At 67.8% G+C, this 11980-nt stretch carries 9 protein-coding genes; 3 read left to right on the forward strand and 6 right to left on the reverse strand.

From position 1 onward, the window contains the following. Positions 1 to 38 precede the first annotated feature (38 nt). The 5 genes from AC6LJ9_RS11480 to cphA (AC6LJ9_RS11500) form a co-directional block, all read right to left on the reverse strand. Positions 39 to 380: a BON domain-containing protein gene (locus tag AC6LJ9_RS11480; protein WP_103273254.1), complete on the reverse strand. Its 342-nt coding sequence runs from the start codon at positions 378 to 380 to the stop codon at positions 39 to 41. A gap of 68 nt (positions 381 to 448) precedes the next feature. Next, positions 449 to 613 (reverse strand): DUF1328 domain-containing protein, encoded by a 165-nt coding sequence (locus tag AC6LJ9_RS11485; protein WP_103273255.1) that lies wholly within the window; start codon positions 611 to 613, stop codon positions 449 to 451. 41 nt (positions 614 to 654) lie between these two features. Continuing rightward, positions 655 to 855 (reverse strand): CsbD family protein, encoded by a 201-nt coding sequence (locus AC6LJ9_RS11490; RefSeq protein ID WP_103273256.1) that lies wholly within the window; start codon positions 853 to 855, stop codon positions 655 to 657. A 583-nt stretch (positions 856 to 1438) separates the two neighbouring features. After that, a complete protein-coding gene (gene cphA, locus AC6LJ9_RS11495; RefSeq protein ID WP_498147643.1) occupies positions 1439 to 4009 on the reverse strand; it encodes a cyanophycin synthetase in 2571 nt (856 codons plus the stop codon). A gap of 60 nt (positions 4010 to 4069) precedes the next feature. Beyond that, on the reverse strand, positions 4070 to 6685 hold the full coding sequence (gene cphA, locus AC6LJ9_RS11500; RefSeq protein ID WP_498147644.1) for a cyanophycin synthetase: 2616 nt from the start codon (positions 6683 to 6685) through the stop codon (positions 4070 to 4072). Positions 6686 to 6964: 279 nt separating this feature from the next. Between cphA (AC6LJ9_RS11500) and AC6LJ9_RS11505 the strand changes: the two genes are divergently transcribed. Both AC6LJ9_RS11505 and AC6LJ9_RS11510 read left to right on the forward strand, forming a co-directional pair. Next, on the forward strand, positions 6965 to 9250 hold the full coding sequence (locus tag AC6LJ9_RS11505) for a cyanophycin metabolism-associated ABC transporter (protein ID WP_498147645.1): 2286 nt from the start codon (positions 6965 to 6967) through the stop codon (positions 9248 to 9250). A gap of 21 nt (positions 9251 to 9271) precedes the next feature. Then, complete coding sequence (locus AC6LJ9_RS11510; RefSeq protein ID WP_498147646.1) at positions 9272 to 9742, forward strand: cyanophycin metabolism-associated DUF1854 family protein; 471 nt, start codon at positions 9272 to 9274, stop codon at positions 9740 to 9742. A gap of 139 nt (positions 9743 to 9881) precedes the next feature. On the opposite strand, the gene AC6LJ9_RS11515 is transcribed toward AC6LJ9_RS11510, so the two are convergent. Further along, the gene (locus tag AC6LJ9_RS11515; RefSeq protein WP_498147647.1) at positions 9882 to 11030 is read right to left on the reverse strand and encodes a GNAT family N-acetyltransferase; all 1149 of its coding nucleotides are present in this window, start codon (positions 11028 to 11030) and stop codon (positions 9882 to 9884) included. 119 nt (positions 11031 to 11149) lie between these two features. Here AC6LJ9_RS11515 and AC6LJ9_RS11520 point away from each other — a divergent pair, with 119 nt between their 5' ends. Further along, on the forward strand, positions 11150 to 11977 hold the full coding sequence (locus tag AC6LJ9_RS11520; protein WP_498147648.1) for a ferritin-like domain-containing protein: 828 nt from the start codon (positions 11150 to 11152) through the stop codon (positions 11975 to 11977). Positions 11978 to 11980 lie beyond the last annotated feature (3 nt).

Here is an 11980-nt window from a genome sequence, read left to right on the forward strand (position 1 = left end):
GCCGCAGCACGGGCGCCTTCAGGCGCATGAGGTCCGGCCTACTTCTTGTTCTTGGCGGGATCCACCTTGATGTTGTTCATCACCTGCTTGACGCCTTCGATGCCGCGGGTGACCTTGGCGGCGTGATCGGCTTCGGCGGCGGTGCCCACCGTGCCGGTCAGCGTGGCGACGCCGTTGTTGGTTTCAACCGCGATGTCCAACGCGCTGAGCTGCTTGTCGGCCACGAAGGCGGCCTTGACCTTGGTGGTCACGGTCGCGTCGGACGCGTACTCGCCCACGGACTGCTTGGGCTTGTTGTCGGCGTCGGCGGCGTAAGCCATGGAAGTGAAGACGGCGCCCGTGCCCAGTGCGGCGGCGGCGATCAGCTTGCGGATTTCCATAGATAGTGCTCCTGGTTGGTTAGAATTCGGCGCGTCGTGGACGCGATGGCTGTGACGGCTTGTCGCCGTTATTTTTTGCGGAAACTGCCGCCCAGCAGGGACAGCAGCGCCAGGACGAGAAAGACGAAGAACAGGATCTTGGCGATGCCCACGGCGGCGCCGGCGATGCCGCCGAAGCCCAGGATCGCGGCGATGATCGCGATCACGAAGAAAACCACGGCGTAGTGCAGCATGTCAGCTTCTCCCGGTGGTCGTTAACGGAATCAGGCGTGGTTCAGCGATTCTGGTCGAAGAAGTCGCGGACTTCCTTCTGCGCCTGTTCCTTGGTCTTGCCATAGCGTTCCTGGATCAGGCCCGCCAGGCGTTCGGCGTTGCCCTCGCTGCGGGTCAGCTCGTCGTCGGTGAGTTCACCCCAGGCGGCCTTGGCCTTGCCCGTCAGTTGCTTCCACTTGCCAGCGATGATGTCGTTGTTCATAAGTACCTCCCTGCGTGTGTGCGAATGTCGGCTTATGGCCGTAAGCGCTGTGTTCGCGGTTGAGTAGGACGCTGATCAGCATGGCTCCACCGTACGTGCCGGCCGGAAGGGCTGTCAAACCTGGCTGTGGACAAATGTAACGGTGTTGATGGGGACAAATCCCCGCGTTTCCGACCGGATGCAGGCAGGCCTGTAGCCAGGACGGGAGTTACATTCGTGCAATGTCTTGTCCCGTTTTGATTGGGGCAGGTAACGGGATCTGCGCGCGTTTTCGCGCGTGCCGCCAGCGCAGGTCCGGCTGCGCGCTAGGTGCGATTGGCGGCCGACGAGCGCGCTGGTATCTTCGTCCGGGAAGCCGCCGGATGTCGACGGCAAGGAGCAAGGAGTCAAGCATGCCGAAACGAATCTGCGCCGCGCTGATGCTGGCGCTGGCCGTCCTGGCGACGGCGGGCTGCGCGGGCACGGACCGCTTCCAGGCGCGGGCGGACGTGGTCCGCGCCTACGGCTAGGTCCGGGCAGCAATAAAAAGCGAACGGGGCGCGTTGTAGCGCCCCGTTCGCGTATCGCCCGACCTGGACCGGAATCAGGCTTCCTGGATGCGCTTGGCGATGTGCTCCAGCGCTTCCTCGACCTGGTCGACCAGGATCAGGCACAGGTCGCCGGCCTGCAGGCGCGCCAGCGCCGTGTCGATGGCCAGGAACTCGCCGTAGATCTCGTCGACCTGCTTGGCGCGGGTGGCGTGGACCAGGCCCTGGCGCAGCAGCGCCACCACTTCGCCGTCGGCGCGGCCGCGCTGGCACTGGTCCTGGTACAGCAGCACGTCGTCGAACGCGTCGCCCAGGATCTCGGTCTGCATGCGGATGTCTTCGTCGCGGCGGTCGCCGGCGCCGCTGATCACCACCGAGCGCCGCTTGGCGGGCATGGCGTCCACGGCGCGCACCAGCGCCAGAATGGCGTCGGGGTTGTGGCCGTAGTCGGCGATGACCGTCGCGCCGCGATAGTCGAACACATTGAAGCGGCCCGGCGCGGTCTGGGCATCGTTGACGAAGCTGGCCAGGCCGCGGCGCACGACGTTCCAGTCCAGGTTCAGCCCCCAGGCCGCGGCGATGGAGGCCATCGCGTTCTCGACCTGGAAGACGATGGTTCCATTGCGGGTGAGCGGTATCTCGGCCAGCGGGAAGCGGGTTTCCTCCGCGCCTTGGGCCGCGACGATGCTGTCGCCGTCGCGGTAGACCACGCGCAGGCCCTGCGCGCGATGCGTGGCCATGATGGGATGGTTGCGGTCTTCGGCGAAGTAGGTGATCGAGCCGGGGCAGCTGGCGGCCATCTCGGCGACGATGGGATCGGCGGCGTTCAGTACCGCCATGCCCGACGGATGCACGTGCTGGACGATGACGCGCTTGACCACGGCCAGGTCCTCGACCGTGCTGATGTAGCCCAGGCCCAGGTGGTCGCCCATGCCGATGTTGGTGACGATGGCCACGTTGCAACGGTCGAACGCCAGGCCTTCGCGCAGGATGCCGCCGCGCGCGGTCTCGAACACGGCCGCGTCCACGTCGGGATGCATCAGCACGCTGCGGGCGCTGCGCGGGCCGCTGCAGTCGCCGGTGTCGATGCGCAGGTTGTCGACGTACACGCCGTCGGAATTGGTCATGCCGACGCGGTTGCCGGCGGCGCCCAGCAGATGCGCGGTCAGGCGCACGGTGGTGGTCTTGCCGTTGGTGCCGGCCACCGCCACGACCGGGATGCGGCCGTCCTCGCCGTCGGCGTACATGTTGGCGATGATGGCCTCGCCCACGTTGCGGCCCTTGCCGAAGGATGGGTTCAGGTGCATGCGCAGGCCGGGCGCGGCGTTGACTTCCACCACGCCGCCGTGTTGTTCCTCCAGCGGATACAGCACGCTCTCGGCGACGATGTCCACGCCGCAGATGTCCAGGCCGATCATTCGGGCGGCCGACACGGCGCGCGCGGCCATCTCGGGATGGACCTCGTCGGTCACGTCGGTGGCCGAGCCGCCGGTGCTCAGGTTGGCGTTGTTGCGCAGGAAGATCAGCGTGCCCGGGGGCGGCACGGAATCGGCGTCGTAGCCCTGCTTCTTCAGCGTGGCCAGGGCGATGTCGTCGAAGCGGATCTTGGTCAGCGAGGTGGCGTGGCCGTCGCCGCGCAGCGGGTCGGCGTTGACCTGCTCGACCAGCTGGCGGATGGTGTGGCGGCCGTCGCCGGTGACCTGCGGCGGATCGCGGCGCGAGGCCGCGACCAGATTGCCGCCCACCACCAGCAGGCGGAAGTCATGGCCGGGAATGTAGCGCTCGACGATGACTTCCGAGCTGATTTCCTCGGCCACTTCGAAGGCCTGGATCACCCGCTCGCGCGTTTCGATGTTCACGGCCACGCCACGGCCCTGGCTGCCGTCGCGCGGCTTGACCACGACCGGGCCGCCGAGTTCCTGGGCGGCTTCCCAGGCTTCTTCGGCGGTGGTGACCGAGCGGCCCAGCGGCACCGGCACGCCGGCGGCGTCCAGCAGCATCTTGGTCAGGTCCTTGTCCTGCGCGATCGATTCGGAGATGGCGCTGGTCAGGTCGGTCTCGGCGGCCTGGATGCGGCGCTGCTTGCTGCCCCAGCCGAACTGCACCATGCTGCCCTGCGTCAGGCGGCGGTAGGGAATGCCGCGCGCGGTGGCGGCGTTGACGATGGAGCCGGTGCTCGGGCCCAGGCGCACGTCCTCGTCCAGCTCGCGCAGGCGCTTGAGGGCGTCGGGCAGGTCGAAGGGCGTGTCGTCCAGCGCGGCGCGCACCAGCTGCTGGGCAAGATCCATCGCCAGGCGGCCGACTTCTTCCTCGCTGTACTCCACCACCACCTGGAACACGCCCGGTTCGATCGTGGTCGCGGTGCGGCCGAACGTGACCGGGCAGCCGGCGTGGGCTTGCATGGTCAGCGAGACGATCTGTAGCACGTGGGCGATGGACACGGCGCCCTGGTGGCCCTCGGGGCGCAGCAGGCCGGTCTGCGGCAGGCGGGCGCGCAGCCGCGCCTCGAAGTCGGGGAGGTTGTCGATGGAGCACTCGGCGTCGGCGCAGGACACGATGGCCTCGATCGCCGTGTTCTTGCTCCACAGATTGGGGCCGCGCAGCGCTCGGATGCGGGAAACTTCCATGGCAGGTATTCCTGTCTGTCTGGCTCAGGCGCGCCCCGATCGGGACGCGCCGGGATTGTGTCAGTGTTGCTGGATCCAGCGGCGGACCAGATCGATGGTGGGGCCGGAGAAGGCTTCGTCGGATTGCAGCAGGACGAAGTCGCCGGCGGCGATGGCGTCCAGCGCGCCGGCGATGGCCTTGCCGTGGTCGGGCTCGTCCTGGATGTGCTTGACGCGGCTGCCTTGCGCCAGGCCCTGGCGCAGCAGCGCGCGCGCCTGGCCGTCGGGACGCTTGCTGCGCACGGTGGCGTCGTCATACAGCACCACGCGGTCGAAGGCATCGCCCAGCAGCTTGCCCTGTTCGATCAGGTCGGCGTCGCGGCGGTCCGCGCCGGCCGAATAGACGGCGCTGCGCGCGGTGGCGGGGAACTGGTCGATGGCGGCGATCAGCGGGCGCAGCGCCGAGGCGTTGTGCGCGTCGTCGACCACGACCGTGCTGCCGCCGCGCTCGAACACCGTGAACTGCCAGGGCGCGTCGGCCTGGTCGATGTCGAAGGTCTCGATGCCGGCGCGGATCAGCTCCACCGGAATGTCCAGCGCCCAGGCCGCGCCAACGGCGGCCAGCACGTTCTCGACCTGGAAGGCCACGCGTCCGCCGTGGGTCAGCGGGATCGCGGCCACGTCGGCCAGGCGTTCCTCGCGCTTGCCCTGCGCCAGCACGATGGCGCCGTCGCGCACGAACACGGCGCGGCCATCCTGTTGCAGATGGGCGGCGATGGCGGGCAGGGCGGGATCGATGCCGAAGAAGATCACGGCGCCGTCGGACAGCTCGGCCATCTCGACCACGCGCGGATCGCGCGCGTTCAGCACCGTGTAGCCGCCGGGCAGCACCACGTCCACCTGCGTGCGGAAGACGTTGAACATGCGTTCGGCGTCATTGATGTCGAAGTCGCCGAGATGGTCGGCGTCATCGATGTTGGTGACCACGCCGACCTGGCAGCGGTCGTAGGCCAGGCCCTGGCCCAGGATCACGCTGCTGTCGTTCTCGATGACGGCGGCGTCGACGTTGCGGTTCATCAGGATGCGCGTGCCCGAGGCGAAGTCGGCGCGGTCGCCCTTTTGCACCAGGCGGCGGTCCAGGTACAGGCCTTCGCTGCAGGCCAGGCCGGTGCGCTTGCCCGACAGGTACAGCAGGCGCGCGATCAGGCGCGCGACCACGGTCTTGCCGTTGGTGCCGGTGACGCCGACGATGGGGATGCGGCCGGCATCGCCTTCGGGGAACAGGTGGTCGACGATGGCCCGGCCCACGGGGCGGGGCGTGCCGTCGGCCGGTTTCAGGTGCATCAGCAGGCCGGGGCCGGCGTTGACTTCGACAATGGCGCCGCGCTGCTCGTCCAGCGGCCGCGAGATGTCCTCGGCCACCAGGTCCACGCCGGCGATGTCCAGGCCGACGATGCGGGCGGCCAGCGTCACGGTCGCGGCAACGCTGGGGTGGACCTTGTCGGTCACGTCGAAGGCCACGTTGCCGCTGCGCTGCACCAGCACGCGCTGGCCGTCGGCGGGCACGCTGTCGGCGTCCATGCCCTGGCGGGCGATCTCCAGGCGCGCGGCCGAATCCAGGCGCACCGGGTTGAGCGGATGGTTCTCGGTGCGGCCGCGGCGCGGGTCGGTGTTGATCTGGTTGTCGATCAGCTCGGTGATGGAGGACTTGCCGTCGCCCGTGACCCAGGCCGGCTCGCCGGCGGCGGCGGCCACCATGCGGTTGCCCACGACCAGCAGGCGGTGCTCGTTGCCCAGCACGAAGCGCTCGACGATGACGCCGCTGCCTTCCTCGACCGCGACGGCATAGGCCGACAGCACTTCCTCGCGCGTGGTCAGGTTGGTGAAGACGCCGCGGCCGTGGTTGCCGTCATAGGGTTTGACCACCACCGGCAGGCCGATGTCCTCGGACGCGTCCCAGGCGTCCTCGGGGCTGTCGACCAGGCGGCCTTCCGGCACCGGCACGCCGCAGGTGGACAGCAGTTCCTTGGTCAGGTCCTTGTCGCGCGAGATGCCCTCGGCGATGGCGCTGGTGCGGTCGGTCTCGGCGGTCCAGATGCGGCGCTGGCGCGAGCCATAGCCGAACTGCACCAGGTTGCCCTCGAACAGGCGGATGTAGGGGATGTCGCGGTCGTCGGCCGCGTCCACGATGCAGGCCGTGCTGGGGCCCAGGCAGTGGCGGTCGATCAGCGTGCGCAGGCGCGCCACGGCGGCGGGCACGTCGAACGGGCGGTCCTCGATGCCGGCCATGACCAGGTTGCGGGCTTCTTCCAGCGCGGCGCGGGTGACCTGTTCCTGCCAGGCGCGCACCACGACCTTGTAGACGCCGCGGGTGGAGGTTTCCCGGGCCTTGCCGAAACCGCCGCGCAGGCCGGCGAGATTCTGCAGTTCCAGGGTGACATGTTCAAGAATATGGCCGGGCCAGGTGCCTTCCTTCAGTCGCATCAGGAAGCCGCCCCGCACGCCCGGGCTGCAGCGGTGCTCGATCAGGGTCGGCAGCCATTCGGTCAGGCGTTCGTAGAATCCGGGAATCGTGTTCGACGGGTAGTCTTCCAGCTCGCCGATGTCCACCCAGGCTTCCAGGACCGGACGGTAGGTCCAAATGTTCGGGCCGCGCAAAGCCACGACATCGAGAAATTCAATGTCTTTCTTTTTCATGTTTTAATTTGCTCGAGATGCAGGTTGGCACGCGCGGAAGCCCCTATGCATATGACCGCGAATTTGATTGGGGTTGCGCTTAAAGAATAATGCCAACGAGTGGGGGATCCCAGAGATATTCCTAATTAGAAAAATCGGCTGATACTATACGACGCCTTCAAGGGCGGGAACTCGATTTGTTGTAAGGAAAGGACACGTTTTCAGCCCCCTGGCGAAAACCGCTTTGCCACCTTGCATGGCAGTGTCTAGGGCAGTGTCTGGGCCCCGGTATGCGTACCAATGAAAAAACCAAACCTGCATTCAGGCCTTGCCGATGCCTTTCCTGCCCGCTGGCGGGATGAAATCCGCGCCGAACTGACCGATGGCGAAACCCTGCTGGCCTGGGTTGAAATAGACCTGGACCAGCGGCTGAAGTTCCATCCTGGCCTGGTCGCGGCCACGGACAAGCGCCTTTTGGCGCGCAAGGCCGACGATAGCGGCTGGGAGTCCTGGGCGTACGGTCCCCAATTGTCCCTGACGCTGGCCGACCATGCCGGCGCGGCGGTCATGGAACTGCACGACGACAGGGCGCGCCTGGGCATCTGGCGCTTCACGCTGGCCTGCAACCCGCCGGCGTTGCGCCTGCTGGCGCAATTCGAGGCGCAGCAGGCCATCCGCCTGTCGGGCCAGCCGCCGCAGCATGACGGCGATCGCGCCTGCACCATCTGTCACAATCCGATTCCCGAAGACGCCGAGGAATGCCCGATCTGCCATCGCGAGCAGGCGGCGCCATCCTCGACCTGGGCGCTGCTGCGCCTGTGGCGCTTCGCCAAGCCGTACCGGCTGGCGCTGCTGTCCGGCTTCCTGCTGACGCTGCTGGGCACGGCCGCCGCGCTGGTGCCGCCGTACCTGACCATGCCGCTGATGGACGATGTGCTGATCCCGTTCCAGAACGGCGCGCCCATCGACTATGACAAGGTCCGCCTCTATCTGGGCGGCCTGCTGGCCTCGGCCTTCCTGGCCTGGGGCCTGGGCTGGGCCCGCACCTTCATCCTGGCCTGGGTCAGCGAGCGCATCGGCGCGGACCTGCGCACCACCACCTACGAACATCTGCAGAAGCTGTCGCTGGAGTATTTCGGCGGCAAGCGCACCGGCGACCTGATCTCGCGCATCGGCAGCGAGACCGACCGCATCTGCGTGTTCCTGTCGCTGCACCTGCTCGACTTCGCCAATGACATCCTGATGATCGTCATGACGGCGGTCATCCTGGTGTCGATCAATCCCTGGCTGGCGCTGGTGACGCTGGTGCCGCTGCCCTTCATCATCTGGATGATCCACGCCGTGCGCGACCGGCTGCGGCATGGCTTCGAGAAGGTCGACCGCATCTGGTCGGAAATCACCAACGTGCTGGCCGACACCATCCCCGGCATCCGCGTGGTCAAGGCCTTCGCCCAGGAAAAGCGCGAGGTCGCCCGTTTCCGCGAAGCCAACAACCGCAACCTGGAAGTCAACGACCGCGTCAACACGGTCTGGTCGCTGTTCTCGCCCACGGTCACGCTGCTGACCGAGGTCGGCCTGCTGGTGGTGTGGATCTTCGGCATCTGGCAGGTCTCGCAGAAGCAGATCACGGTGGGCGTGCTGGCGGCCTTCCTGGCCTATATCGGCCGCTTCTACACGCGCCTGGACTCCATGAGCCGGATCGTGTCGGTGACGCAGAAGGCCGCCGCCGGCGCCAAGCGCATCTTCGACATCCTGGACCACGTTTCCAGCGTGCCCGAACCGCAGAATCCGGCCAAGCTGCCGCAGATCAACGGCCGCATCGAATTGCGCGAGGTGGGTTTCCGCTACGGCAACCGCCAGGTCATCCGCGGCCTGAACCTGAACATCGCGCCGGGCGAGATGATCGGCCTGGTCGGCCACAGCGGCTCGGGCAAGAGCACGCTGATCAACCTGATCTGCCGCTTCTACGACGTGTCCGAGGGCGCGGTGATGGTGGACGGCGCCGACATCCGCTCGCTGCGCGTGTCCGAGTACCGCCGCAACATCGGCCTGGTGCTGCAGGAACCGTTCCTTTTCTTCGGCACCATCGCCGAGAACATCGCCTACGGCAAGCCGGAGGCCACGCGCGAGGAAATCGTCGCGGCCGCGCGCGCCGCGCACGCGCACGAATTCATCCTGCGGCTGCCGCATGGCTACGACTCGCTGGTCGGCGAGCGCGGCCAGGCGCTGTCCGGCGGCGAACGCCAGCGCATCTCGATCGCGCGCGCGCTGCTGATCGATCCGCGCATCCTGATCCTGGACGAAGCCACGTCCTCGGTGGATACCACCACCGAAAAGGAAATCCAGAAGGCGCTGGACAACCTGGTGCGCGGACGCACCACCATCGCCATCGCCCACCGCCTGAGCACGTTGCGCAAGGCCGATCGGCTGGTGGTGCTGGACCGTGGCCAGATCGTCGAGCAGGGGCCGCACGAGGAACTGATGGCCAAGGAAGGCGCGTACTACCGCCTTTACCAGGCGCAGGCCCGCCAGGCCGAGGCCGACGCTCAGTCGCCGGGCAGCGACGACATGGCCGCCGTGGCCTGACGCGGAAACGGAAATCCAGCCATGACGCTTCCCACATTCCAATTGCGCCGCAATGCGTTCGGCCGCCTGGTGTTCCAGGGCGCCGACGGCCAGACGCACGAAGGCGTGCTGCCCGTGCGCGCCTTTCCCATCAGCCAGTCGGGCCGCGGCCTGTCGCTGGTGACCGCCGACGGCCACGAACTGCTCTGGATCGATCAACTGTCGGACCTGCCCGCCGACGCGCGGGCGCTGGTGGAAGAGGAGCTCGCCAGCCGCGAGTTCATGCCGGAGATCCGCAAGCTCAAGAGCGTGTCGGCCTTCGCCACGCCCACCGTCTGGAAGGTCGAGACCGACCGAGGCGAGACGGCCTTCACGCTGCGCGGCGAGGAAGACATCCGCCGCCTGAACGCGCAGACGCTGTTGATCGCCGACAACCACGGCATCTTCTATCTGATCCGCGACCTGATGTCGCTGGACAAGCACAGCCGCAAGCTGCTGGATAGGTTCTTGTAGGATCACCCCCGAAGCGCTTGCGCGCTTCCCCCTCAAGGGGGCGCCACAGCGGACCGGCAAAGCCGGCTCCGCGTGGCCCCGCTTGAGGGAGGGCGGTTTCGTGCGGTGAGTGTTTGTTCCTGGCGGCGTTGGTCAGCGTCTAGTTGGCGTTGTCCGTCGTGTTCTGCTTGAACGGCGTGTGCGCTTCCAGTTCGTCCAGGTAGCCCTCGACCGCCGTGGTTTCCTCGTCCAGGAAGCGTTGGATCGCGTCGGCGAAGCGCGGGTCGGCGACCCAGTGGGCGGACCAGGTGGGGGTGGGCAGCAGGCCGCGCGCCATCTTGTGTTCGCCTTGCGCGCCGCCTTCGAAGCGGGCGAAGCCGTGCGCGATGCAGTAGGCGATGGCCTGCATGTAGCAGGTCTCGAAATGCAGGCCAGGCACGTATTCCGTGGCTCCCCAGTAACGTCCGTACAGCGCGTCGCCGCCGGCCAGGTTCAGCGCCGCCGCCACGGGCGCGCCGTCGCGTTCGGCCAGGATCAGCACGAAGGCGTCGGGCTGGTCGCGGTGGGCGCGGCGGAAGAAGTCCGCGCTCAGGTAGGGCGGGTTGCCGTGTTGGAAGTAGGTGCCGCGGTAGCACTGATAGAAGAAATCCAGTTCGTCCGCGCCGATGGCGTCGCCGCGCAGCCAGCGGTGGCGCAGGCCGGCGGCGGCGACCTTCTTGCGGTCCTGCCGGATCTTCTTGCGCTTGTCGTGGCTCATCGAGGCCAGGAAGGCGTCGAAATCGGCATGGCCGGCATTGCGCCAATGGAACTGCACGCTTTCGCGGACCAGGAAGCCGGCCTCGCGCAGCGCGCGCATGTCGGTATCGGACGGGAACAGCAGGTGCAGCGAGGACACGCCGATTTCCTCGGCGAAGGCGATCAGCGCGCGCGCCAGCGCGGCGCGTTCGTCCGGGCCGGCGGCCAGCAAGCGGGGGCCGGTCACGGGCGTGAAGGGAATGGCCGACAGCAGCTTGGGGTAGTAGCGCAAGCCGTGGCGCTCGAAGGCGTCGGCCCAGGCATGGTCGAACACGTATTCGCCGCGCGAGTGCGATTTCAGGTACAGCGGCACGGCGCCGGCCAGCGTCTCGCCGCGCCACAGCGCCAGGTAGTGCGGCGACCAGCCGGTCCGTGGCGAGGCGCAGCCGGTCTCGTGCAGCGCCCGCAGAAAGGCGTGGCGCAGGAAGGGCTGGTCGCCGGCCAGCGCGTCCCATTGACGGGCGTCGATGCGGGACAGGTCGGTTTCGATGGTCAGGCGCGGCGAGGAATCCATGGGGCAATGATAAAGTCTCCCAGGTTGCGGCCCAAGGCCGCGCCGCCGCCAAGAGAGGGCCGGCGGCCAAGACAGCCGCGGACGGCTCGCCGAGACCGTCCGCCACTGGAATCCTGCATATGAACAGCAATATGAACCCGCCGGGCGCCGCCTGCCTGCGGGCCCAGGCCTTGCACGCGCTGGCGGTCGATGACTGGGCCGGCAAGATTGCCGCCGTGCGCGCCATTGGCGACGCGTCCGTCGTCGATGCGGAATGCCGCCTGGAGCCGTCCAGCGCATTGCCGGGCCGGCCGGCGCGCCCCGAGCTGGTGTCGCCGCAGCAGCTGCGGCATCGCTCGCCGGCCTCGCCCGAAGGGCGCGCCGCGCTGCTGCACGCGCTGGCGCATATCGAATTCAACGCGGTCAACCTGGCGCTGGACATCATCTGGCGCTTCGCCGGCATGCCGGCGGCGTTTTACCTGGACTGGCTGCGCGTGGCGCGCGAAGAGGCCTATCACTTCGAGCTGCTCAACCAGCGCCTGGCCAGCCTGGGCCATGCCTATGGCGATTTCCCCGCGCACAACGGCCTGTGGGACATGGCCGAGCGCACCCGTGGCGACCTGCTGGCGCGGCTGGCGCTGGTGCCGCGCACGCTGGAGGCGCGCGGGCTGGATGCCTCGCCCATGATCCGCGACAAATTGAACGGCGTCGGCGATGCCGAGAGCGCGGCGGTGTTGGATATCATCCTGGCCGACGAGATCGGCCATGTGGCGATCGGCAACCGCTGGTTCAAGTATCTGTGCGCGCAGCAGGACAGGGACCCCGTGGCCTGCTACGCGGAACTGGCGCAATTGCACGGCGCGCCGCGCCTGCGCGGTCCGTTCAACCTGGAAGCCCGCCGCGCCGCCGGTTTCGACGAAGCCGAACTGGCGGCCTTGCAGGCCGCCTCCCCAACAACGTCATCATGAGAT

This window comes from Achromobacter sp. 1011811831, assembly GCF_059760905.1.

Excerpts from the sequence above, each read along its gene's own strand:
- AC6LJ9_RS11480 (WP_103273254.1), bottom strand. The coding sequence starts at position 380 with ATGGAAATCCGCAAGCTGATCGCCGCCGCCGCACTGGGCACGGGCGCC.
- AC6LJ9_RS11485 (WP_103273255.1), bottom strand. The coding sequence starts at position 613 with ATGCTGCACTACGCCGTGGTTTTCTTCGTGATCGCGATCATCGCCGCG.
- AC6LJ9_RS11490 (WP_103273256.1), bottom strand. The coding sequence starts at position 855 with ATGAACAACGACATCATCGCTGGCAAGTGGAAGCAACTGACGGGCAAG.
- cphA (WP_498147643.1), bottom strand. The coding sequence starts at position 4,009 with ATGGAAGTTTCCCGCATCCGAGCGCTGCGCGGCCCCAATCTGTGGAGC.
- cphA (WP_498147644.1), bottom strand. The coding sequence starts at position 6,685 with ATGAAAAAGAAAGACATTGAATTTCTCGATGTCGTGGCTTTGCGCGGC.
- AC6LJ9_RS11505 (WP_498147645.1), top strand. The coding sequence starts at position 6,965 with ATGAAAAAACCAAACCTGCATTCAGGCCTTGCCGATGCCTTTCCTGCC.
- AC6LJ9_RS11510 (WP_498147646.1), top strand. The coding sequence starts at position 9,272 with ATGACGCTTCCCACATTCCAATTGCGCCGCAATGCGTTCGGCCGCCTG.
- AC6LJ9_RS11515 (WP_498147647.1), bottom strand. The coding sequence starts at position 11,030 with ATGGATTCCTCGCCGCGCCTGACCATCGAAACCGACCTGTCCCGCATC.
- AC6LJ9_RS11520 (WP_498147648.1), top strand. The coding sequence starts at position 11,150 with ATGAACAGCAATATGAACCCGCCGGGCGCCGCCTGCCTGCGGGCCCAG.